The sequence below is a fragment of the Kiloniellales bacterium genome, assembly GCA_030064845.1.
Lineage (GTDB): Bacteria > Pseudomonadota > Alphaproteobacteria > Kiloniellales > JAKSDN01 > JASJEC01.
The window spans coordinates 1-23546 of sequence record JASJEC010000037.1 but is presented as its reverse complement, the minus strand read 5'-3'; the positions used below and the strand labels follow the sequence as shown (position 1 = coordinate 23546).

Here is a 23546-nt window from a genome sequence, read left to right as displayed (position 1 = left end):
GCCTCAAGGAATTCCCCTTTCCTAACGTTCCGTCAGGCCGGAGTTAGACTAGACTCTAGGGGGAATGATTTCAGCCCCCACCGCACAAACCTGCAGGGTATTGGAGACGCCATGGACTTGCGCAAGAAGATCACGAAGTTGAGGCGCAGACTCAACCCGGTCGATCTCACCGACTATGGCAAGGCCTACAATCGAATGGTCGGTGACCTTCTCTTTCGGCACGGGCATGACGACGCCATGAAGATTGCTGTTGGCGGCGTCGAGGCCTACGACGAAATGGGCCTCATGGAGAGGGAGATCCTGATTAAGGCAGGTTTGAAACCCAACCACTACCTCGTCAATGTAGGCTGCGGTTCCGGCCGGCTGGAATTGGCGCTTCGGGACTACCTTACTGGCCCACTCCTCGGTACCGATGTTGTTCCTTCATTGTTAGAGCACGCACGAACCTCATGTCGGCGGTCCGACTGGAGATTTGTTCAAGTTGAAAGTGTCGTTATCCCCCTCGAAAACGAGCAGGCGGACATGGTTTGCTTCTTCTCCGTACTTACGCACACATTGCATGAAGACAGCTTTCGCTATCTCTGCGAAGCGTCACGCGTCTTGAGATCGGGCGGACGCGTGGTCATGTCGTTCCTTGAATTTGCCAGCCCGCCACTTTGGCGTGTATTCGAGGAGTCCGTAAGTTCCCGCGCTAAGGGCAATCTCAAACAGCACAACCAATTCATCAGCCGCGACGCGATTCACGCTTGGGCCCACCATTCAGGCTTTGAGGTTGTCACGATTTACAAGAGTGACGACCCGGAAGGTGATGTAGGTTTCGGCCAATCTGTCTCTGTGCTCGAGAAGGCTTAGCCAAGCAGCGCGTCTCCGCCACCAAGGAGGGTCTATTCTGCGGGACATCAAGAATAGTGCATGGAACAGGCTGCCGATCACTTGGGTCCGTTGAGCTGCCATTGCGATTGGGCGAACCAAAGATCAAATGAACACGATGAAAAGCGAGAGAGCATCAAGGCAGGAATAGAGGATTTGAGAGGCTGTTTCCGTGAACCGCGATACATCTTCACCCTTCGGTATCTATCAAATACATTACAAGCCTGCACTCCGCAGATACTTGGATCCTGCCTTCATTCCCTACGAAAACTTCAAGAATGAGCGACCGGAATGGCGGGAGTTTCATATTTTTCGAAAAGAATGGCTCGCAGGAACCATGGACCGCCACAGCTATACGGGATTTTTTAGCTGGAAGTTTCGGCAGAAAGCGCAGATTGAAGGCCAGTCATTGCTCGACTTTGCCAGAGCCAATCGAGGAGCAGATTGCTACTTCCTAAACCCCTTCCCGTTTGCACTCATTGAATATCAGAATGTCTGGCTTCAGGGTGAGTATTGCCATCCTGGTCTCATAGCGACTACTGAAGAAATTTTCCGAAAACTTGGTTACAACACGCAACTATCTCAAGAAATTCATGGCAGTGATGTCGCCTGTTATTGCAATTTCTGGTTCGCCACACCGAAGTTCTGGAATGCTTACATGAAGTTCTGCCTTCCAGTGTACGACTACATCGAAAACAAGGCATCCGAGGAAGAACGCTCCGTTCTTTGGGCTCAAGCGGATAAGAAGTCTGACGCGACCATGGTGCCTTACATTTTCGAAAGACTCTTCACACAATTTATTTCGACCGAACCGCCTTTCGAAGTCCGACCTTTTTCCTATTCCACTGAACACTTCCAGCAGCGTTTTCACGAACACTTTAATGATTTCTATCGAGAGGCAGAAATTCTGAAGAAACTTGAACGCGAAAGAGATAATCAAGAGCTTCTAATCAAAATGAGGGAACGCAAAGAATCTGCGATCCTCAAGTGCAAGACTCTCGTTAAGCAGAGAAGAAAAGAAGTCAAAGGCGGGAGAATACGAGAAGCCTGGAACCGTTTTCTCGGAGTGCCGCCCGGGGTGTTGCCGCCCTGAACCTCAGGTCAAAAAAGGTAGTTCACGCATTAGATCGGCCGTGAACCCCGGCTGCTCATTATGACGCAATTGTTTAACTGCCAGCAACTCAGGCCGTCCTCAAGTCCTTTCGCTGGCTACTTGCACCAGGTAGGCACCGTAGGTGCTCTTGGCCAGCGGTTCCGCCAGGGCGATGAGCTGCTCGCGGGAGATGTAGCCCATGCGGAAGGCGATCTCCTCGACACAGGCGATCTTCTGCACCTGGCGGTGCTCGACGACGCGCACGAAGTCGGCGGCCTCGCCGATCGAATCGACCGTGCCTGTGTCGAGCCAGACGTAGCCGCGCCCCATCTTCTCGACCTTCAGGCTGCCGCGTTCGAGATAGACCGCGTTGACGTCGGTGATCTCCAGTTCGCCGCGTGCCGAAGGCTTGATCGAGGCCGCGATGTCGAGCACGTCATTGTCGTAGAAGTAAAGCCCCGTGACCGCCCAGTGCGATTTCGGCTTCTTGGGCTTCTCCTCGATCGAGATGGCCGTGCCCTCGTCGTCGAACTCGACCACACCGTAGCGCTCCGGGTCGCGCACGGCATAGGCGAAGACCGTGGCGCCCCGCTCGAGGCCGGCCGCCCGGCGCAGCTGTTCCGGCAGGGTGTGGCCGTAGAAGATGTTGTCGCCCAGCGCCAGCGCGCAGGCGTCCTTGCCGACGAAGTCGCGGCCGATGATGAAGGCCTGCGCCAGGCCTTCCGGCTTTGGCTGAACCGCGTAGCTCAGCGCCATGCCCCACTGCCGCCCGTCGCCCAGCAGGCCTTCGAAGGCGTCGCGGTCCTGGGGCGTCGTGATGATCAGACACTCGCGAACCCCCGCCAGCATAAGGGTGGACAGGGGATAGTAGATCATCGGCTTGTCGTAGACCGGCAGCAGCTGCTTGCTGACCGCGAGCGTGATCGGGTAGAGCCGCGTACCGGCGCCGCCCGCCAGAATGATTCCCTTCATGACCGCACTTTCAGTTCGTCGCTTCCATGGATGTGCCGCACAACGCCCGGATCACTTCCGCCAGGGCCTCCTGCCAGGGGCGCATCGTGACGCCGAAGCGGGACTCCAGCTTGTCGCATGCGAGGGTGGAGTTGGCCGGGCGCGTCGCCGGCGTCGGGTACTCGGCCGTGGTGATCGGAGTGACGCGCGGTGTCCGGCCGAGGCTCGGTGCGGCCAGCCGCACGATCTCCTCGGCGAAGTCGTGCCAGGTGGTCACGCCGGCATTGGTGCAGTGATAGGTGCCCCAGGGCGATGCCCCGCCCCCACCCTCCTCCACACGCGCGGTCTGCGCCGCGACCGTGGCGATCGCCGCCGCCAGGTCGGCCGCCGAGGTCGGCGAGCCTTGCTGGTCCGCCACGACCCGCAGTTCGTCGCGTTCTGCCGCCAGGCGGAGCATGGTCTTCACGAAGTTCCCGCCCTGGATGCCATAGACCCAGGCCGTGCGCAGGATGACGTGCCGCGGCAGGGCGGCCCGCAGGACCTCCTCGCCCGCCGCCTTGCTGCGGCCGTAGACGCCGAGCGGCCGCACCGGATCGGTCTCCAGGTAGGGCGACGCCTTGGCGCCGTCGAAGACGTAGTCGGTCGAGATATGGATCATCGCGGCGCCGGTACCCGCGCAGGCCTCGGCCAGGTAGCCGACGGCCTCGCGGTTCACGCGTTCCGCGGCCGCCGCCTCCTCCTCCGCCCGGTCGACGGCGGTATAGGCAGCCGCGTTGATCACCACGTCGTAGCCTTCGGCCAAGGTCGCCTGGACGGCGTCACGGTCGCAGACGTCCAGTGCCGACCGGCTCCGGCCCTCGACCAGGACGTCGCCGGGCCAGCTCAGGCGCAGCAACTCGCTGCCGACCTGCCCGCCGGCGCCGGTCACCAGGATGCGCAGAGGGTCAGCCACCTTGCCCCGAGGCCTTCTTGCCGGCCGCCGCGAGCCCGAGGCGTTCGCCCGCGTAGCGTCCCGCCAGGATCGGCTCCCACCACCAGCCGTTGTCGAGGTACCACTGGACCGTCTTCTCGATCCCGCTTTCGAAGCTCTCCTGGGGCCGCCACCCGAGCGTCTGCTCGGCCTTGGAGAAATCCATCGCATAGCGGCGATCGTGGCCGGGGCGGTCGGGCACGAAGGTGATGAGGTCCCGGTGGCGGCCCTCTTGCCGTGGCCGGTGCCGGTCCAGGATATCGCAGACCGTGTGGACCACGGCGAGGTTGGTGCGCTCCGCGTCGCCGCCGATGTTGTAGCTGTCGCCGGGCTCGCCGCGCTCCATCACGGCTTGCAGGGCGCGGGCGTGGTCCTCCACGTAGAGCCAGTCGCGCACCTGGGACCCATCGCCGTAGACCGGGATGGCCTCGCCCCCCAGGCACTTCATGATGATCAGCGGGATCAGCTTCTCGGGGAAATGGAACGGCCCGTAGTTGTTCGAACAGTTGCTGAGCACTACCGGCAGGCCGTAGGTGCGCGCCCAGGCCCGGACGAAGTGGTCCGCCGCCGCCTTGCTGGCCGAATAGGGCGAGCTCGGCTGGTAGGGGCTGTCTTCCGTGAAGGCGCCGGTCTCGCCCAGGTCGCCGAAAACCTCGTCGGTCGAGACGTGGTGAAAGCGGAAGGCCGCGGCATCGGGCCCTTCGAGACCGCGCCAGTAGTCCAGGGCGGCGATCAGCAGGGAGACGGTGCCGACCACGTTGGAGTGGACGAAGACCTCGGGACCGTCGATCGAACGGTCGACGTGGGACTCCGCGGCCAGATGCATGACGGCGTGGGGCCGGAAGTCCGCGAAGGCCTGGCTCATGCGCTGACGGTCGGCGACGTCGGCCTGCAGAAAGCGATAGCGCGCGTTGTCGGCTACGTCGCGCAGCGAGTCGAGGTTGGCCGCGTAGGTCAGCTTGTCGATATTGAGGACCTCGAAGCCGGGTTGCGAGAGCAGGTGGCGGACCACCGCCGAGCCGATGAATCCCGCGCCGCCGGTGACGATAACGCGTTTCACTTGGATCTCTTCCTTTCAGTCATGGTGGCCGGTCGGCTCAGAACGGCAAGGTCGCCGCGATCTCGCGCAGGCGGGGTAAGGCCCGGTCCTTGTCGGACAGAACTGCCTTCCCCGGCTCGACCGGCCAATCGATTCCCAGATCGGGATCGTTCCACTGAACACCCCCCTCGTGGTCCGGCGCGTAGAGCGCGCTGACCTTGTAGAGCACTTCGGTATCGGGTTCCAAGGTGCAGAAGCCGTGCGCGAAGCCGACCGGGACGAAGATCTGGTTCCAATCCTTGGCGCTGATCACCCAGGAGACGTGCTGCTTGTAGGTCGGCGACTCGCGACGCAGGTCGACCACCACGTCGAAGACCGCACCGCGGACCACCCGCAGAAGCTTTGCCTGGGCGTAGGGCGGCGTCTGGAAGTGGAGACCGCGCACCACGCCCACCTCGCGGGACAGGGAGTGATTGTCCTGAACGAAGGTCTCGTCGATGCCGGCCGCGGAAAGGGCCGCACTGTTGTAGGTCTCGGAGAAGAAGCCGCGCTCGTCGCCGAACTTTTTCGGCTCGAGGATCTTGACCTCCGGTATCCTGGTTTCGCGAACCTGCACGACCCGATCCCCTATGCCTGAGGCGCCGCCCGGCGCCCGATTCCGGCCCCGGCTCCCGTGCCGAAGCTTTGGACATCGTCCCGATGGGCCGCCGCCCCGCTCAGCTCGCCGAGGACCGACCTCAGGATATCCTCGCGTCGGGACGCCACCGAAGGCCCGCTGAACTCGCTCTCGATCGCGGCCCGGCCCAACGCAACCCGGCGCCGGGCTTCCTCCGGCCGGGAGAAGATCGCCGCCAGGGAGGCCGCCCACTCGTCCCCATAGAGCGCGGCCTCGAGCGGCGCCAGAGACGCCGACATGGTCGCCGCCACGGGCACGCCGAGGGAGAGCGCGAGGGTCGAGCGGTTCGACGACTTCGCCAGACTGAAACTGTTGGCGCGATTCGGAACGACGACAGCGTCGGCGCTCTGGATGCAGGCGAAGATGCCGAACGGGTGCCACGCGCGGTAAGAGGTCGGGAAGCCGGCCGGGACGATCTCTTCGCGGAACCTCTTGCGACTGTTGCTGACGACGAGCAGCTCGATGGCCGTCTCCCGATTGACCTTTTCCAGCTCGGGCAGGATGTCCGCCAGCGCGGAGAGGCCCGCCTCCGACTGGCGCCCCGCCTGGCCGAACCAGACGATCCGCTTTCGGTCCGGCACGCGCCGCGGCGGCGGCACGGGCGGGACGCGGTGCCAGACTCCCCGGAAGTTGCCGCAGAGGATCTCCCACCAGCCGTGGGCGATCCGTTTGAAGGTCTGCCACGGGGGGCTGACACGCAGGCCCTGGATGTCGCGGCGCCAATCTTCGATGTCGTAGGCGGCGCGGGTATCGGTTTCGGTTTCGATCGGGTCGGGAACGACGTGGATCGGGATGTCCGGCCTGAGATGCGGCCGGATCAGATCGATCATCGCCGGACTCGCGACCGTGAACGCAAGGCAGATCTGGGAGAGCTCCTGGATGTTGCGGCGCTGGCGCTCGATCTTCGGCCCGCTGTCGCGCTCCGCGAAGAAGTTGTCGGTCAGATCGTAGATCACCGCGACGCCCGCGCCGGCCGCTTCGCGGGCGAGCGCCACGTCGTTGTCGCGGCAGCTCTTGACCAGGATCAGGGCCGCCACCTTCGACCAGTCCCTCACGCTCTCGTTCCGGAACAGAACCAGCGACTCCCAGCCGAGGTCTCTCAGATAGGGGATCTGCAGCAGACAGCGGTAGCGCAGGCTCGCGTAGTACGGACGCTGGCCCGCGGTCTTCCAGACGATCAGGCGCCGGGCCGAGCGGGATACCGCCGGCCCGCCGAGCGACTCGCCGTGCAAGGGCTGGTTTTCGGAGGTGCTGTGCTTCACCGGCGCCGCCGCGTTACCGTATCCTCGACTACGAACTCCGCCCGGGCCTGCCGTCGCGGAGAGTGGACCCGCCCTCTCCCCTGACGACGGGCCCCGGAAGGGGCCTCGCCAATTTCCGGCGGTTTGTAATCCAGGCGGCATGAGGCCGCAAGGGACAAGCCTCAAGCGGCCGGCCGGCTCACCCTGGCCGGCGGCCTTGTCCTAGTTGGCTTTCCGGACCGCGTCCAGGCAGTCCTGCGCCTGCGGGAGGGTATAGTCGCCCTCGTAGGGCAGTATCTTCTCGATCAGGCAGTTCATGCCCTCGAGCGCCGGCTCGACGTCGCACTTGGCGGTCCCGAGGAGCTGCATGGCCGAGCTTGCCTGAATGACGCGGCGGCCGCCGTCGCCCTGGCGCGTATGCTCGTGAATCAGCCGGCCCAGGCTGTCGATCGCCGCCAACTGGAAGAAATAGCAGGCGTCGCGCCCTGGCTCGGCCGCCCGGGCGCGCTCCGCCGCCGCCCCGCCGATCAAGACAAGAACCAATGTCAGGGCGATGCGAAACATGGGACTCTCCTAGGCAGACTTCGACGGGACCTCGACACGATAGAATATGGAGTACAGCACCGGCACAAGGACCATCGTGATGACGGTGCCCGCGGTCAGGCCGGCCATGATCGTGATCGACATGCCGACCCAAAAGACGTCCTGGAGCAAGGGGATCACGCCGAGCACGGTGGTCGCCGCGGCCAGGACGACCGGGCGCAGCCTGGAGACGGCGGCGTTGACGACGGCATCGTAGGGGATGCTGCCCGCGGCGCGTTCGCGGTTGACCTCGTCGAGCAGGACGATGGCGTTCTTGATCATCATGCCGGCCAGGCTCATGGCGCCGAGCAACGCGACGAAGCCGAAGGGTACCTGGGTCGCGAGCAGCGCCGGCGCGATCCCGATGAAGATGAAGGGGATCGCCATCAAGATCACCAGGGGTGGGCGATAGGCATTGTACAGATAGACGACGATGAAGAGGATGATGACGACCACCGGGATGATGCCGGGGATCAGGGATTTCTGGGCATCCGCCGTGGACTTGAGCTCACCGTCCCAGAACAGCTCGTAGCCCGGCGGCAGCTCGATCTCCTCGAAGGCCTTGGCGACCTCCGCATAGAGGGTCGGAAAGGTGACGCCGTTGGGCGAGGCCTGGACGGTGTTCGCGCGCCGCCGCTGATAGCGGATGATGATCGGGTCTTCCCACCGGAAGGCGACGTCGTCGGCCACCTGGGCGAGCGCGACGGTACCCGTCGAGAGCGCCGAGGACACCTGGAGGACGTCCAGAGCGCCGATGTTGCTCCGTTCGTTCTCGACCAGACGCAGCTTGATGGGGATAAGGCTGTCGCCCTCGCGGTAGAGACCGACGTCGAGGCCGTCGTAGGCCCGCTTGGTGGAATCGGCGATCGCCACCCTGCTGATATCGGCCCAGCGCGCCCGGGCGTCGTTGTAGACGATCTCGACCCGCCGCACCCGGTTGCGCATGTCGGTGCGGATCTCCTTGGCGAGCGGTGTGCCCTCGAGGATCGACTTGCCTTTGTCGCCGAGTTCCCGCAGGACGGCCGGGTCGGCTTCCGCCGGGCCGCTGAACCGCGCTTCGAATTTCCAGGTGTCGCTGGGTCCCAAGCCATAGAGCCGGACGCGGGTCAGAGCCTGGGCCACGTTATCGTTCATCCAGGGCTCGAGGTCCGCGACCACGTCGGGCACGTCGCCGCCGCTCTTGGTGTTGATGATCAGGTTTGCATAGGTCTCGTAGGGGAACTCTGACTCGACCGGCAGGTAGAAGCGCGGCGGTCCCTGGCCAATGAAGACGCTGACGCTCTCGACCCGCTCGTCCTCCAGAATCCTGGCTTCGATGGCTTTAAGGTCCTCGCTGACAGTCTGCGTCCGCGTCCCCTCGGGCGCCCAATAGTCGACCAGGAACTGGGGCCGTGCCGAGTCCGGAAAGAACTGCTGCGGCAGGCCCTGGAAGGCGAAGAGAGCCAAGACCAGCAGACCGACCATCAGCCCGAAGAAGGGGAAGCGGTTCCGGATGGAGAAGCCCAGGAAGCGCCGGAAGGCGCCGTAGAAGCGGCCGCCGCCGGCAGCCTGCTGATCGGGCGAAGAGGCCGGGATCAGGTCGAGGCACTGGACCGGGGTGAAGACCATCGCGACCAGCCAGCTGAACAGCAGGGCGATGCCCACGACGGTGAAGAGATCGGCGCAATACTCGCCGGCGTCGTCGAGCGAAGCGAAGATCGGGTAGAAGGCCATGACCGCGATCACCGTGGCGCCGAGCAGCGAAAAGGCCGGCAGGTTCGCCGCCTCGATGGCGGCCTTCGTCCGGTCCATGCCCTTTCCGATGCGGACCGCGAAGCCGTCGGCGATGACGATGCAGTTGTCCACCATCATGCCGAGGGCGATCACGAGGGCCCCCAGGGACATGCGGTGCAGGTCGATGCCGAACACCGCCATGAACACCAGCGTCCCCGCGATGGTCAGGATCAGGCCCGAGCCGATGATCACGCCCATGCGCCAGCCCATGGGTATGGTCAGCACGACCAGCACGATGATCACCGCCTGCAGCAGGTTGAACATGAAGCCCTTGATCGAGCTGTTGACCACATCGGACTGCCAGGAGATCTGGTGCACCTCGATACCGACCGGCAGGTCCTGGATCAGTTCGTCCAGGCGCTTGTCGACCGCGGCGCCGACATCGACGATGTTCGAGCCCTCGACCCCGGCCATGGCGATCGCGATCGCCGGCTTGCCGTTGTGACGCATGATCGTCCTGGGCGGCTCCAGATAGCCGGGATTGATCGTGGCGAGGTCCTTCACCTTGATCAGTTGTTGAAACCGCTGGGCCCCGCCTTCCGGACGCTCCGGCGCCGTGGTGCCGGACACCCCTTCTCCAACCAAGCGAACGGTCGTGGTCGCCAGATTGGCGGCGATCGTCAGCTCGCCGATCTCCTCGGCCGACCGGAAGCTGCCGGTAGGCGAGACGCGAAACCTTTGCTCGGTGGAATCAACGCTGCCGGCGTCAACCACCATGTTCTGCTGGCCAAGGGTCAGCGCCGCATCTGCCGGCGTCAGGCCGAGCTGTGAGAGCTGCTGCTGGGAGATGTCGACATAGACCACCCGGTCGCGCACACCCCAGAGCTCGACACGCGCTACGTCCTTGACAACGCTCAGCTCCTTCTTGAGGAACTTCGCGAACTCCTCCTGCTCGGCGTAGGTGAAGCCGCTGCCCGTCACCGCCAGGAGGAAGCCATAGACGAAGCCCCAGTCGTCGGCGATCTGTGGCTCCCCCGCGCCGGGCGGCAGAAAGGGACGCGTGTCGTTGATCTTGCGGCGCATCTCGTCCCAGACCTGCGGCAGGCGATCGGCGAAGTACTCGGACTTGATGTCGACCCGGATGATCGAGAGACCGGCCCGGGAGATCGAGTAGAGCTCGTCGAGCTGGGGCAGTTCCTGCAGGGCGACCTCGAGCCGGTCCGTGACCTCCAGCTCGACCTCCTCCGGGCTGGCGCCCGGATAAGAGGTAACGATGGCCGCGGTCTTGACCGTGAAGGTCGGGTCCTCGAGCCACCCCAGCGAGAAAAAGCTGCCGACTCCGCCGCAGAGCAGAAGGACGGCCAGGAAGTAGGTGACGGCGCGCTTCTGGATCGCGATTTCCGGGAGAGACATTGTGCCAGCCCTCAAGGTTCGATCATGGGAAGAAGCGCACCTTCTGTCCCTCTCTCAGGTACTCGACACCGGCGATCACGATCCATTCGCCGGGCTGCACCCCCTGGACGCGCACGCCGCGATTGGTGGTCTCGGTCTTCTGAACCTCACGTGCAACCACCCTCATCTCGGCCTCGTCGACCACCCAGAGGTAGTCCTTCTCCCCACCCGGATTGTGGATCGCCGAGAGAGGCACTTCGTGGCCCTCGAGCCGATCTTCCGGCGGCAGCTCGAAACGGTTCGCGATCGACCGCCCGGCCATGCCGGGCAGCACCTTGAAGTCCTCAGGCTGGTCCATGATCAGGTTGACATCGAAGGATCGCGTCGTCTCCGAGGCCTCGCTCTTGATCTCCTTGATCTGGGCCGGCAGGGGCCGGCCGGGAAATGCGTCGAACTCGACCGTGATGTCCCGGGCATAGGGTGCCAAGGAGATCAGCGATTCGGGGATCGAGACCCAGAACTCGATCTGGGATGCGTCGACGATCCGCGCGATAGGCTGCTTGGCCAGCACTTCCTGGAAGTTCTCGACGAATCTCTCGGTGACCACGCCGTCGAAGGGCGCAAGCAAGGTCGTGTAGGACAGATCGAGTTCGGCGCGCTTAAGGGCCGCCTGCGCCGCGTTCACGGAAGCCCGAGCGGCCAGGGCCGTTGCCCGCACGGTGTCCACGCGGGCCTTGGTGACCCAGCCCTTGGCCAAGAGCTCTGACTGGCGGTCCAGCTCCAACTGGGTGCGCTCGCGCACCGCCAAGGCCTGGGACACCTCCGCCTTCCGTCGATCGACCTCGGCCTCGAAGGTCGAGGTGTCGAGCTGGGCGATGAGATCGCCCTTTGCGACCTCCATCCCGACGTCGATGGGCCGCTCGATCAGCTGACCCGAGACTCGGAACGAGGCATTGATCTCCTGCGTCGCCGCCGCGCGCCCCGGGAAGTAGCGCTTCACGAAAGCTTCGACGTCCTGCACCTTCATGGCGCGGACGGGCCGGATCACCTCTGCCGCCTCTCGCTGCTCCTCGCATCCACTGAGCGTCATCGCCAGCAGTGGCGGAATCAGGACCAAAAGCCGTCTCATTCCGTGGAGTCTCAACATCGTTACTCTACGCTCCCTGCAACGCTTTGCGGTTACGATAGCAGACCAGATGCCCTCAGTCGTGCGGTGTCAGCCGGGAGTCCTTGGCGACCTCGGGCGGCCGGTGCGGGAACTTGGCGATCCGTCCCATGTGTTGCCTGAGCGTCATCTGGATCGGTGCCACGGCGAAGAGGCCGCCGTAGAGCGCCCCGAATTTCTCGCCCGGATCCCGCTTGATATTGTAGAAATCCATGCCCGGTAGGCCGCCCTGCGCCGCCTTGATGTGAACCTTGAAGTCCTGATAGCGCAGCGCGCCGAGGACCCCGCCGCTGTAATACGAGATGAAGTTGCGCCGGGAGTGCCCCTCGCCGTTCAGAAAGAGCGAGGTCTGGTCGACACCGTCGGTAATCCGGTCGCTCGGTATCTTGTCCAGCACGCCGCCCAGCCTAGCCGCCGTGGTGAAGAGGTCGGTCACGTGCATCATGTCTATCGGATCCTGTCCGGGTTCGATCATCCCCGGCCACCAAGCCATAGCCGGCACACGCACGCCGCCCTCCAGGACATCACCCTTGGACCCTCTGAGTAGCGAATAGCCCGCTGTCGGCCAAAAGGCGTACATCGGTCCATTGTCGCTGATCCAGACCACCAGCGTATTCTCGGCGATCCCCTCTTGTTTCAGGGTATCGAGCAAGGACTGAACATGCTTGTTGTGCAGAACCATGAAGGAGGCTTGGCGGTTGGCCCGATCGACGCCTGGCGCCTTCAGGAACTCCTTGGACGCCGAGATCTGCAATGCGTAGGAGGCCCAATAAACGAAGAAGGGCTTGTCGGACTTCGCCCGATCCTTGATCCAGGCGTTGATTTGGCTGACCGACTCGTTCTCGAAGGCCTCTTGGCGCTCGGGGCCCAGGATACCCGCAACGCCCGCGATGGGCTTGCGGCCCTTGCCCTTCTCGCCGACATAGCCCGCGACCGAGAGGTCAATGCCGGTGCGCGCGAAATACTCCTCGTAGCCGGGGAAATCGGCGAAGGGGTAAGCCCCGCTCTCGTCCTCGAATGAAGCTTGCCACCAGTCGGGCGCACCGTTGAAGAGGCCGTAGTAGGCGTAGTCGAAGCCCTGGTTCTCCGGTGCGTGCTCGGGCAGATCGCCGAGATGCCACTTGCCCCACATGGCCGTGCTGTATCCGGCATCGGAGAGAAGTTCGGCGATCGTCACCTCGTCGGGCGAAAGGCCGTCTTCCATCCCCGGCCAGAGCACCGACAGCAAGCCGGTCCTAACGGGGTGCCGGCCGGTCATGATGGCGATGCGGGTCGGCGTGCAGGATGGCTCGGCATAGGCCGACCAGAAGCGCATCCCCTCGGAGGCCATCTTGTCGAGCGCCGGCGTCGGCGTGCCGCGATGCTTGCCGCCACCTTGCCAGCCGAGCTCGCCCCAGCCGATGTCGTCGGTCAGGATGTAGACGATGTTGGGCTTCTTGCCCGCGCGTTGCTCCAACGCGGCGAGCTTGGCATCGATCTCCTGATCTTGCCGGTCCCAGGCCTCCGCGTTGTTCGACTTGAACTGCAAATGCGGGCCATCGGCCTCGAAGGCTTCAGCCGTGGTTGAAGCGGTGCTGGCCCAGGCCACGACCACCAGCGCCGGTGCGATGGCGGCCAATATCGAACGAAGACCTCTCGATCGCTCCGTCATTGAAGTTCCCCTCCCCTAAGTGGTTACAACCATTCGCCAAAGCGAAATTCGTGACAAGCTGGCGACGGCGACCTTTTCCGCTCTGCCTTTCCCTTTCAGACCCTCCAGCTGCCCTCAAGAACATCGGTTGAAAAGCGATTATCGGTACAACCTCGCCCTCGCTAGTACAGGAATCGGACTCCGATTCCGCCACCCAGATCGTATGCGTCGGTATCCAATGCACTGTCGCCCACGAAAACCTCGCCATACAGCCCGATCTGCTCGGCAACCATCGTGCCGAGCTGCAATTCGAGCGTCTGGGAAAAGTCGTTGTCGTCATCGTGGTCGATGCTGGTCTTCAGGTCGGCCTTGGCCCATCCCTTGATGACGGGAAGCTTGCGAACATAGATCAGCCTTGGCCCGGTACTTCTGACTTCGTCGAAGCCGTCGTCTTCGGTGTAGGAGTGAAAGTACTGGACCAGCGTGATGATGAAGTCGTTCTCGGTGGGCAACCAGCCAATGCCCGTCAGCGCTGAAATCTGGTCCCTCCCCGTTCCGGTTCCCTCCCTGGACTTGCCCAGATCCTTGAGCCATTCGACTCCGAGCGCGAACTTCGCCTTGATGCCGAACGGCATGATCGGATGCAGGTAGATGGGCTTGAGGCTGAGTTCCCGGAGGCCGATCTCGTTGTCGCCCGACCGGTTGGTGCGCGTCCCGGTAAGCGTGTGGGTAAGCTTGAACTCGGGCAGGAACACATAGGAGCCCTCGGCTTCCACAACAGTCTCTTCGTTACCCTCTGTGAGATTGAAGTACCGGAGCTTGAGGTCCTGGAAGTTCACGGAAGCCGTCGGGTTTGACGCGGCGGCCCCGCCATCATCCGCATCCTCCGGGGGGTCGCCATGGGCTGGCCCAACCGCCAGCAGCAAGACCGCGAGCAAGAAAGCCGAGAGCCGGGGTGCCATTGTTCGCGCTCGTCTCATTCGGCTAGAACAGTTACGGAATGATCGGCGCAATCACGAAGCGGATCTCGCCCCGACACGGCAGTCACCACGCCATCTGATGTGACTCTTCATCGATACTTGCCTCCCTTCAGAACCATATCTTGCGACTCAGATGGTTGGGAGCCTTCGGGTCGCCGCTTTTCTCGTTCGCACCCCAGGCCTTGAATACTAATCGAAGGGAAGCGTGTCCTTGACGTGTATCAAGCAACCCGGCTCGTGGCCGCGCCCTCGATGCCGGGTGGGATTCGCTTCGGCGCGGCGAAGCGAATCCCACCGAGAAAATGTGGCCAATCACCGGCCACGGATGGGATGCGTGTAAAAGCCGTTCGATTCGGTATCGGCTTGAAAATCGAACTTCGTGCCGAACGCGTCGTGGCAATCGCCGCGGTCCATGGCGACCTCCGAGCCGTCGACGATCAGCTTGCCGGAGCCGCCCACGAGGCAGACCCGATAGACGTCGCCTTCCTGCAGATTCGCGATCGAGTGGGATTCCTGCGCGTTCGCATCGAAGGTGCCGTAGGTCCCTACTCCGGCGCGAAACGCGCTGCCCGATGGAAAGTCCGCTTGGGCCATGGCAACACTGGGGACTAGCAAGGCTGAAACGAAGATACAAACCTTGGCGATAACGCTGATTCGAAGCGGATCTAGTGGCATGTTTGTTCCTCCTCTTCCTGAATTGATTACCGGACACCATCCGTAAGGCGTATCCTGCCTCATTGGGGCGCGACGGGCGTCAGGGAACTAGTTCCCGGCGGATTCGACCCCGAGAACGACATCTTTTGCGTCGCCGTAAATCTTGAGCCACGTCTCGACCATTTCCTTCGTTTCGGGCCGCAAGTTCTCCACGTCTTCGTATGGCATTCCCCTGTCAGCCGGTCGGTCGGGCCATTTGTCTTTCATCCTCAAATGCTGCACGCGCATGCGGACGAAAGGAGTTCCGGTCCAAACGCCTGCTGATTTCAGCGGATGCTCTTCGCGTGGGTCCCAGTAGAGGTTGAACACCTGGGCCAAAGCCGGATTGACGCTTGGCGGAGGCCAATGGATTTTCATCTGTTGTTTGACGGTCGCCGTGAGCTGATCCATCTCGTAAAGATGGACATAGTCGCGTCGCCCATGGGTATCGCCCTTCAAGAGCAGAGGAAGCTGATCGACGCCGTCGATGATCCGGTCACGCGGAATACCATCGGTTGCACGAGCGAGGCGGGCGAAAGTGGTATAGAGATCCGTCACGTGGATCATGTCGCCGACGATCGAGCCATCCTCGATCACTCCCGGCCACCAGGCAAAGGCGCCGACCCGAACGCCCCCTTCGAGTGTCTGGCCTTTGACACCCCGGAAGAGCCAGTCGGTGTATCCGCCTTCCGGCATCACCTGCTTGAACGACCCGTTGTCGCCCATGACGACGACCAGCGTATTTTTGGCAATGCCCAACTTCTTGATCTCGGCCATGATTTCGCCGATGTAGCCATCGAGGATGTGCATGGAATCAACCATGCGGCCACCGTTGGGCGTCAGGAACTCATCCCGCTCACGTAGGACGGCGATTGGGATCTGCGGCCAGTAGTTCAGATAGAAGGGCTGCTCCCCCTGGGCCATGTCGCGCAGCGCCTGCAGCGCTTGTTTCTGATAACGCTCGTTGACTTTGCGGTAGTAGTCGCCGGTCAGTTCCTCGCCAGGCTTGATACCCCACTCACGCAGCTTTCCGCCCCTCTTGCCCTCGACGCTGAGAACATAGTTGTAGAGCCGGAAAGTCTTATCGAGGCCGTAGTCCGGGTCGATGGCCTTCTCCGTGAACGCCACGGTGAGTCCTTCGAGTTCGGCATCATGGGTCAGGAAACTGAATGCAACTTGGTTGTGCATGGGGAAGGAGGCGTAATCGAAGCCTTGGTTGATTGGGTAGCTCGCCTTGATGTCCCCCAGGTGCCACTTACCAATGTGCCTGGTCTGGTATCCGGCGTTGCTCAACAGCTCGGCGATGGTGACCTCGTCACCCGGCAGGCCCACGCCTTCCGGCGGCGTGACCTTGGTGATGTGCATTCCGCTACGAAGTGCCAAACGGCCGGTCATGAAAGCCGCACGGGTCGGCGTGCAGATCGGCTCAGAGTACATGCGGGTAAAGGTGAGGCCCTCCTTGGCGATCTCGCCTATGTTCGGCGTGCGGCCGCCGCGGACCTTATCGAGGACCGGCATGCCGTACTCGCCGAAGGCCATGTCGTCGATCAGGATGTAGACGATGTTCGGGGGCTTGCCGCCGTTCCGCCCGCGAATCTCCGCGAGCCTCTTGTCGATCTCCTTGTCCTCCGCGGCCCACTGGTCGGCGTACTGGTGCAGGAGGACGTAATGCTCCGAGTCGTGCTGGATCGCCTGCGCCCAAGCGCTCGAACGATCGAGGGCTCCGCATAGCGCAGCTGTCACTGCGACAAGACCGAGAGCAAAGGCAGCAATCGTTGAAGAACGAGATTCTCGCACGAGGCCAACTCCCCAGTTCCATTGGCCTACTAGGCTGCCAAGTCTCCGGATCGGCTACTATCCGATGCAGGCCACTATTGTGCGATGCTGGCCAAACCAGCCATTATCTTTCCTGGGAGGGCGTATATCGGGAATGTTCGAGACAGAAGACCCGGGCGAGTTCCAGGCCTTCGTGGAACAGGCCGCGCCGGGTGCGCGCATCTCGGCACACGAAGGAGCGACGTTCTACGCGGGTGCGGAAGTTCGACGGCTGCCGCGATCGGCTATCCTCAAAATCGACACGGCGAACATGCGGGCGAGCATCGATCGTCCCGCCGGTTATCTTGGCTTCACGGTACCATTGAACGCACGCTGTGAGGTGGCAACCGGCGGAGGCTTGCAAGCCTTTGGGACCGGCGAAGCCCATATCCTCCACGCCGATGGGAGCTTCAAGTTCCAGCAACGTCGCCGTGGAAGCCTGTTCGGCATCAATTTCTTTCCGGAACTCCTGGAGAGTTTCGTGGCCAAGCTCAATGGGGAATGCGAGGGGCCAGAAGTTCGATTCCCCGATCGCCTCTCGTTTCATACCCCGGCGGGTCGGAGCTTGTGGCGCTATCTCGGCTTCCTCTGGAGCGAGGTGTCGCGCGGCTCCGGGGCAATGCGGTCACCGCTTGCAGCAAAGGAATACGAGGCGATGCTCCTGGCACTATTGGTGGTTGCCATAGACGAGCAGTCGAACGATGCGTTTCTGAGAATCGATGATGGGCCCTCCCCCGCCAAGATCCGGCATGCCGAAGACTTCATCGCAGCCAATCTCGGCGCCCCCCTCTCACTTTCCGATATCGCAAATGCTACCGGTATCCCGGTGCGGTCACTCACCCGCGCCTTCCACAAGCGTCATGGTATCGGTCCCATCACCTATCTTCGCCAGCTTCGCCTTGAACAGATTCATAGGGAACTTATCGGTGCCGATCCCATGGGTTGTACCGTGACTGAAATCGCGTTGAAGTATGGCTTCGAAAACCTCGGGAGGTTCGCGCAGCAGTACAGAGCCGCCTTCAAAGAGCTGCCTTCGACGACACTGAAAGCACACTGAAGACTAAACACTCAGGTTTATGCTCAGGTCTCATTAGGGTGTTGGCTGTGTGAAAGCGTTTGACAAGCCCTGACATGAGCAAAGCGGAACTAGCCCGCATTTCTCACACTCTCCACGGTCTGCGCGGCCCTGTCCGGCCAACAGGGAAGGAAAGCCGCGCGGCGCGATACCGTCTCATCGGGCAAGCGGCTTGACGCACCCTGTTGGCCGGACAGGGACGCCCAAAGGGTCGTGCCCAGGGCTGATTGTAGAAGTCGGGCGTCGGCCGCGTCGAAGGCCTTAACCGCAGCGATGGCTACGCTTTTCGGCCTTCTCCTAGCCGAGCGCCCGCCTGGGCACGACGCAGGCCATGGAGAGCGTGAGAAATGCGGGCTATTCAGTCATAGGCTGTTGGATTCCAGCCATGCTAGGGCAGACTGTCGATCCGAAGGCGGGAAACGGCGGACGGGGAGATTCATGACCTCCTGAAGCCGACGGACCTCGGAGTTCATGGCTATGTCGGCGAGTACGGCCACGCATTCAAGTTTGGCGCTCTGTGCGAGGCGTGCGCAAAAGCGAACGGACTCCGCCTCCTCGTCCCATCCCTCCAGTTCCGTCCAATCAAATAGTAAACCTCTCCGGCGATTCTCCGCGGTCAGCTTGTCGAATTCGGGCATGAACACTTGATAGTCATCCGCCCGGACCAGGCCCGATGCTTTGGCGACGAGGAGAGGTCTTCCGGGTTCTGGATTTAACTCGAGCATCGCTTTTCCCATTGACGAAGCCGAATGATATTCACCCGACTCAACGTGCGCATCAACAGAGCGGATGCTACAGCTGCAATGTTGGCAAATGTGAGTTCCCATCGGCTGCCAATTCTAACGCTATGTCGCATTCTGGCTACACCTTGCCGTGGCCGCCTCGGCGCCGCTATGTCCGCCTTGCTCCCAGTTCCGGACCTCTGGGCTCGAGAGGGCCGCTCCGCCCCGTATCCGGACGTGCGCAGCGATCAGGCCGCACGAGTATGACCCAGATGTATGGACCGGCTGCGCTTCGCAAGAGAGATTTCTGCAGGATATCGGAAGTCGCAGATATATATCCGGCCTGTTTGATCGGCTCGCGGGCCGTGGCCATGATGGGAATACGCATGCGCCATTGGTCTCATTAGCGGACCGGTTCGCTTGGAACCATTTGGGTCATCAGACTTCGGGTGCGTTTCTAGGTCCGTTACATGCTGTCATCTCGATCGCGAACTGGGTTGAGGCTGGGGCGGTTTAGACCGCCGTTGCCGCAAGCTGTTTCGCATCGAAGGTCTGGCCGTTCCTAAGCACGGACCAGGCAATGCACGCGAGTTTATTGGCCAGGGTTGAAATCCGAGTCATCATCTTCTCCCCCTGAATATGTTGCTCAGTTCACTGGCACCCTCGAGAACGATCGAGGAGACTGGACCGTCATGTTCTCGATACGAGACGCTGGAAGGGATAGCGCAAATTGCGCGAGATCAAGGCGGGCGGAAGCTTGACAAGGCTCCACGCACTGCTCGCGGCCGGCGTTCTGTTGTGGTTGCCGTGGTTTACGGCGGCGGAACTGCTGGCAGAGGCTGCACCGCCGCGCTTTGTCACCTCTGAAGCCTGCGTCACGTGCCACCAGGACGCCGCAGCCCAGTGGCGCGCCTCGCATCACGCCTTGGCTTGGCAGACGCCGGACGACGAGACGGTCCTGGGCGATTTCGACGACGCGCTCTTTCAACACGGAGGCGCGGCAACCCGCTTCACCCGTGACGCGGGTTCCTTCGTGGTGGAAACCGACGACGGGGACGGCCGCGCGCGGCGCTTCGAGGTCGTGGGGACCGCCGGAATCGCGCCCCTGCAACAGGTGCTGGTCGAGACGGAGCCCGGCCGCCTGCAGGCCTTCGACGTCGCCTGGGACGATGTCGGCAAGCGTTGGTACCACCTCTATCCGGAGCTCGCGCTGAGCCACGAGGACGGCCTGCACTGGAGCGGCCCCTACAAGAACTGGAACGGGCGCTGCGCCGAATGCCATGCCACCGGCTACGAGAAGCGCTACGCGCCAGAAACTCGCACTTATGCCAGCACTCAGGCGGAGATCGGGGTCGGCTGCGAGGCCTGCCACGGACCGGGCGCGGCCCACGTGGCCTGGGCCCGCGCGCCCGCGGCCTTCGCGCCGGCGGCATGGCAGGGCGTAGACGGGCGCGGTATGACCACGTCCTTCGATGACGCGGAAGCGGAGATCCAGCTCTGCGCCGGGTGTCATGCCCGGCGCGAGCCCCTGGGGTCGTCCAGCCCGCCGCCAGGCACGCCGTTCCACGACGCCTACCGCCTGGCGCTGCTGCGCGACGGCCTCTACCACGCCGACGGCCAGATCCGCGACGAGGTCTACGTCTACGGCTCGTTCCTGCAGTCCCGGATGTACGCCGGCGGCGTGCGCTGTTCCGATTGCCACGAGCCCCATGCTGCCACGCTCCGCGCCGCGGGCAACGAAGTCTGCACGCGCTGCCACGGCCCGGCCGGCAATCCGGACTTCCCCTCGCTGAAGCCTAGGACCTACGATGTTTCAGAGCATCACTTTCACGAGCCGGGCACCCCGGGCGCGCAGTGCACGAGCTGCCACATGATCGAGCGGGTCTACATGGGGATCGACGGCCGGCGCGATCACAGTTTCCGCATCCCGCGCCCGGATCTCTCCGCGGCCCTGGGGACGCCCAACGCCTGCACCGACTGCCATGGCGATCAGACGGCCGCCTGGGCCGCCGCCGAGGTGGCCGCGCGGTTTCCCGATAGCGCGCGCAGGGGTTCACACTTCGCCACCGCCTTTGCGGCGGCCCAGCAGCCGGGCATGCAACTCAAGACGATCGCCGCGCTGATCGAGATCGCCGCGGAGGACAGCCAGTCCGGCATCGTCCGAGCGAGCGCGCTCGAGACCCTCGCCCCCCATGCCTCGCCGGAGATCGCGCAACGGACCGAGGCCCTGCTGGCGGACGACGACCCCCTGGTCCGGGCCGCGGCGCTGCCGCTGCAGATGGCGGCGCCGCCGGCGCTCCGCCTGAAGCGGATCGCGCCGCTGTGGCTGGACCCGATGAGGTCGGTGCGTATCGAGGCCGCGCGCTACGCGCTGGACCTGGCAGACGCCCCCTTGCCGCCGTCGGCTGCCCTGGCGCTGCAGGGCGCGATGCGTGAGTACCAGGACTCCCTCCTGGCCAAGGCGGACTTCCCCGAGGGGCAGATGGTCATGGCCGGCACCGCCTTGACAGCCCGCCGCTTCGAGCAGGCCGAGCGGGCCTTCGCCGAGGCCGCGCGGATGGACCCCCAGATGGTCGATGCCTGGTTCATGGTCGCCCGCCTGCGCGCCGCCCAGGGCGACGCCGCGGGAGCGGAGCAGACACTTAAGCGCGGACTGAAGTTCAATCCCGGTAACGCGGTGCTGTCGCGACTCTTCGGCGAGATCCGTGCCTCCACGGGCAGCCCGCAAGGCGAACCCTGACGGTCACGAGGCGACCATGGAACCAATAACTGAAGGACGGAGACACTGGCGAGCAAACCGGCCGGTGGGCGGATTTCGCGAGACAATAGGGCATGTTACTGAAATCGTTACCATAGTCTGCATGCAAGCCAGATTACCGCCTTCCCGATCCGTCCAGCAGACCATCGAGCGAAGCGCCTGTAGCGCGGAATTGCGGCAGCCATGGGCGCTTCAGTCTCCGAAGAATTTTTACATGCCATCCACCAAGGAGGAGGTTTGAGAATGCCATCCCTAAGACGAGAGATATCCCGGCCCATCCTCCTCCATCTGGTGCGCAGCGGTCTCGTTGCGGGCCTGCTGTTGGTCGCCATCACTGCCTTCGCCGCGGACGCCATCGTCGCAACAGAATCGCCGGATTGGCTGCAATTGAGCCTCGGCCTGTTCGGCGGATTGGCCCTGTTCCTGTCCGGTCTGCAGATGCTGTCGGAGGGAATGACCAAGGCCGCCGGCGACACCATGAGAGTGGTGCTGGCGAAGCTCACCACCAACCGTTTCGCGGGGGCCGTAACCGGGGCTTTCGTCACCGGTGTTCTCAACTCGTCGACCGTGACCACCTTGCTGGTGGTCGGCTTCATCAGCGGCGGCCTGATGACCCTCACCCAATCCGTCGGTGTGATCATGGGCGCCAATATCGGCAGCACCGTCACGGCCCAGCTGCTGGCCTTCGATCTGTCCGCCTACTCGCTGGGTCCGGTCGCCCTGGGCTTCTTCATGGTGTTCAGCGCCAAGCGCGACAAGGTGAAGTACTACGGCATGATGGTCATGGGCATCGGCCTGGTGTTCTACGGCATGGGCCTGATGGGCGACGCGATGACGCCGCTGCGCAGCTTTGCGCCCTTCTTGGAGATCCTGGAAGGCCTGGAGCGGCCGGTCGCCGGCATCGTCGCCGGAGCCGTGTTCACCGCCATTGTGCAGTCCTCCGCCGCCACGGTCGGCATCGCCATCGCCATGGCGAGCGAGGGGCTGTTAGCCTTGCCAGCGGGCATCGCCCTGGCGCTCGGCGCCAATATCGGCACGGCGGTGACCACCGGTCTTATGGGATTGCTCAGCAGCAAATCGACCGAAGCGGTGCGGGCGTCGGTCGTTCATGTTCTCTTCAACGTCATCGGCGTGCTCATATGGCTGCCCTTGATCTGGCTGCTGGTGGAGATCGCCGTTTGGGCATCGCCGTCGAGCCCCGAGCTGACCGGTTCGGCGCGGGCGGCGTCCGAGGTGCCGCGCCAGATCGCCAACGCCAACACGCTCTTCAATGTCATCAATACGGCGCTGTTCATCGGCTTCGCGGGCCTGTTCGCCCGCGCCGCCGAGTGGCTGGTTCGCGAGCGCGCACCCAAGGAGGGCGTCATCATCGAGCCCGAGTTCTTGAATGAGGCGGCGCTTTCGGTCCCCGCCGTGGCGCTCCAGCAGGTGCGGCTGGAATTCGGCCGTCTTGGCGAGATCGCACTCGGGATGATGCGTGACGTCGTCCCGGCTCTTCAGGATCGTGACATGAAACGGCTCGAAAACATCGCCCGTCGCGACGACGAGATCGATGTCCTCGAAGAGGAGATCCTGAAGTACCTCGGCAGGGTTCAGAAAGGCACCCTCACGGACGAGGAAAGCCTCGAGTACCGGGGACTGATAACGGCGACCGACAATCTGGAGAGCCTGGCGGACGTGATCGAGACCGACGTCGTCGATCTGGCCCGAAAGGCCGCCCGCGTTATGTCCGCGCAGAGTGACGAAACACGTGCGATGTTGACGGCGCTGCACGCAGCCGCGCTCGAATCCCTGGAGCATGCGGTCCGGGCGGTCCGGGACAAGGACCAACGGGCGGCCGAATCGGTGCTCCTGATGAAGGACAGTATTCGAGATCAGGCCGAGCGCCTGTTGGATCGAAAGGCCGCGCGACTGGATTCGGAAGACACCGATTACCTCGAGCTCGTACGGCTGGAGATGGCTTTCGTAGACCAGATGCGCCGCATCTACACCCTGGCCAAGCGGATAGCGAAGGACGTGTTGCCGCCTGTGCTTGCAAGAAGCGAATAAGGTTGTGCTCTAGGGCCTGTTGACACTCACGGCGTGCTCCTGGCGGGAGCGCATTTGCGCCGGGGCCAGGAGCGGGAGGCGCCGTGGGGTTGGGCCCCACAAGTCCTTCCGCGACGCCGCCCCGGCGCAAAT

The 23546-nt window shown here is 63.2% G+C and carries 17 protein-coding genes; 5 read left to right on the top strand and 12 right to left on the bottom strand.

Annotated features, from left to right (window positions below; translation table 11 throughout):
* Positions 1-111: 111 nt before the first annotated feature.
* Positions 112-852 carry a class I SAM-dependent methyltransferase gene (locus QNJ67_13940; protein ID MDJ0610072.1) on the top strand — a complete coding sequence of 247 codons (741 nt, stop codon included), beginning with the start codon at positions 112-114 and terminating at the stop codon, positions 850-852.
* Between the two features lie 190 nt (positions 853-1042).
* Entirely contained in the window at positions 1043-1963 is a 921-nt protein-coding gene (locus tag QNJ67_13935; GenBank protein ID MDJ0610071.1) for a hypothetical protein, read from the top strand.
* A gap of 99 nt (positions 1964-2062) precedes the next feature.
* Here QNJ67_13935 and rfbA read toward each other — a convergent pair whose 3' ends face one another.
* The 12 genes from rfbA to QNJ67_13875 all read right to left on the bottom strand — a co-directional run bounded on the left by rfbA (position 2063) and on the right by QNJ67_13875 (position 16792).
* Positions 2063-2935 (bottom strand): glucose-1-phosphate thymidylyltransferase RfbA, encoded by an 873-nt coding sequence (rfbA, locus tag QNJ67_13930; GenBank protein MDJ0610070.1) that lies wholly within the window; start codon positions 2933-2935, stop codon positions 2063-2065.
* Between the two features lie 10 nt (positions 2936-2945).
* The gene (gene rfbD, locus QNJ67_13925) at positions 2946-3866 is read right to left on the bottom strand and encodes a dTDP-4-dehydrorhamnose reductase (GenBank protein MDJ0610069.1); all 921 of its coding nucleotides are present in this window, start codon (positions 3864-3866) and stop codon (positions 2946-2948) included.
* Positions 3859-4944 (bottom strand): dTDP-glucose 4,6-dehydratase, encoded by a 1086-nt coding sequence (rfbB, locus tag QNJ67_13920; protein ID MDJ0610068.1) that lies wholly within the window; start codon positions 4942-4944, stop codon positions 3859-3861. Before rfbB ends, rfbD begins: the two co-directional genes overlap by 8 nt.
* 37 nt (positions 4945-4981) lie before the next feature.
* On the bottom strand, positions 4982-5539 hold the full coding sequence (gene rfbC, locus QNJ67_13915; protein MDJ0610067.1) for a dTDP-4-dehydrorhamnose 3,5-epimerase: 558 nt from the start codon (positions 5537-5539) through the stop codon (positions 4982-4984).
* Between the two features lie 11 nt (positions 5540-5550).
* Positions 5551-6861, bottom strand: a complete 1311-nt coding sequence (locus QNJ67_13910; protein MDJ0610066.1) for a hypothetical protein — start codon at positions 6859-6861, stop codon at positions 5551-5553.
* A gap of 201 nt (positions 6862-7062) precedes the next feature.
* On the bottom strand, positions 7063-7404 hold the full coding sequence (locus tag QNJ67_13905; protein ID MDJ0610065.1) for a hypothetical protein: 342 nt from the start codon (positions 7402-7404) through the stop codon (positions 7063-7065).
* Between the two features lie 9 nt (positions 7405-7413).
* Positions 7414-10548: an efflux RND transporter permease subunit gene (locus tag QNJ67_13900; protein ID MDJ0610064.1), complete on the bottom strand. Its 3135-nt coding sequence runs from the start codon at positions 10546-10548 to the stop codon at positions 7414-7416.
* A gap of 22 nt (positions 10549-10570) precedes the next feature.
* A complete protein-coding gene (locus QNJ67_13895) occupies positions 10571-11656 on the bottom strand; it encodes an efflux RND transporter periplasmic adaptor subunit (GenBank protein MDJ0610063.1) in 1086 nt (361 codons plus the stop codon).
* A gap of 73 nt (positions 11657-11729) precedes the next feature.
* Positions 11730-13343 carry a sulfatase-like hydrolase/transferase gene (locus tag QNJ67_13890; protein MDJ0610062.1) on the bottom strand — a complete coding sequence of 538 codons (1614 nt, stop codon included), beginning with the start codon at positions 13341-13343 and terminating at the stop codon, positions 11730-11732.
* A 161-nt stretch (positions 13344-13504) separates the two neighbouring features.
* Positions 13505-14284: a hypothetical protein gene (locus QNJ67_13885; GenBank protein MDJ0610061.1), complete on the bottom strand. Its 780-nt coding sequence runs from the start codon at positions 14282-14284 to the stop codon at positions 13505-13507.
* A gap of 330 nt (positions 14285-14614) precedes the next feature.
* The gene (locus tag QNJ67_13880) at positions 14615-14977 is read right to left on the bottom strand and encodes a hypothetical protein (protein MDJ0610060.1); all 363 of its coding nucleotides are present in this window, start codon (positions 14975-14977) and stop codon (positions 14615-14617) included.
* An 87-nt stretch (positions 14978-15064) separates the two neighbouring features.
* Entirely contained in the window at positions 15065-16792 is a 1728-nt protein-coding gene (locus tag QNJ67_13875) for a sulfatase-like hydrolase/transferase (GenBank protein ID MDJ0610059.1), read from the bottom strand.
* Positions 16793-16925: 133 nt separating this feature from the next.
* On the opposite strand from QNJ67_13875, the gene QNJ67_13870 reads away from it, so the two are divergent.
* From QNJ67_13870 to QNJ67_13860, 3 genes are all read left to right on the top strand, one after another.
* Entirely contained in the window at positions 16926-17867 is a 942-nt protein-coding gene (locus QNJ67_13870) for an AraC family transcriptional regulator (GenBank protein MDJ0610058.1), read from the top strand.
* 1497 nt (positions 17868-19364) lie between these two features.
* Positions 19365-21347 carry a multiheme c-type cytochrome gene (locus QNJ67_13865; GenBank protein MDJ0610057.1) on the top strand — a complete coding sequence of 661 codons (1983 nt, stop codon included), beginning with the start codon at positions 19365-19367 and terminating at the stop codon, positions 21345-21347.
* Positions 21348-21608: 261 nt separating this feature from the next.
* The gene (locus tag QNJ67_13860) at positions 21609-23414 is read left to right on the top strand and encodes a Na/Pi cotransporter family protein (GenBank protein ID MDJ0610056.1); all 1806 of its coding nucleotides are present in this window, start codon (positions 21609-21611) and stop codon (positions 23412-23414) included.
* The last annotated feature ends 132 nt before the right edge of the window (positions 23415-23546 follow it).

Bases quoted from the DNA above. Each gene is read 5' to 3' on its own strand.
- QNJ67_13940 (MDJ0610072.1), top strand. From the start codon at position 112: ATGGACTTGCGCAAGAAGATCACGAAGTTGAGGCGCAGACTCAACCCG.
- rfbA (MDJ0610070.1), bottom strand. From the start codon at position 2,935: ATGAAGGGAATCATTCTGGCGGGCGGCGCCGGTACGCGGCTCTACCCG.
- QNJ67_13905 (MDJ0610065.1), bottom strand. From the start codon at position 7,404: ATGTTTCGCATCGCCCTGACATTGGTTCTTGTCTTGATCGGCGGGGCG.
- QNJ67_13900 (MDJ0610064.1), bottom strand. From the start codon at position 10,548: ATGTCTCTCCCGGAAATCGCGATCCAGAAGCGCGCCGTCACCTACTTC.
- QNJ67_13895 (MDJ0610063.1), bottom strand. From the start codon at position 11,656: ATGAGACGGCTTTTGGTCCTGATTCCGCCACTGCTGGCGATGACGCTC.
- QNJ67_13890 (MDJ0610062.1), bottom strand. From the start codon at position 13,343: ATGACGGAGCGATCGAGAGGTCTTCGTTCGATATTGGCCGCCATCGCA.
- QNJ67_13885 (MDJ0610061.1), bottom strand. From the start codon at position 14,284: ATGGCACCCCGGCTCTCGGCTTTCTTGCTCGCGGTCTTGCTGCTGGCG.
- QNJ67_13880 (MDJ0610060.1), bottom strand. From the start codon at position 14,977: ATGCCACTAGATCCGCTTCGAATCAGCGTTATCGCCAAGGTTTGTATC.
- QNJ67_13870 (MDJ0610058.1), top strand. From the start codon at position 16,926: ATGTTCGAGACAGAAGACCCGGGCGAGTTCCAGGCCTTCGTGGAACAG.
- QNJ67_13860 (MDJ0610056.1), top strand. From the start codon at position 21,609: ATGCCATCCCTAAGACGAGAGATATCCCGGCCCATCCTCCTCCATCTG.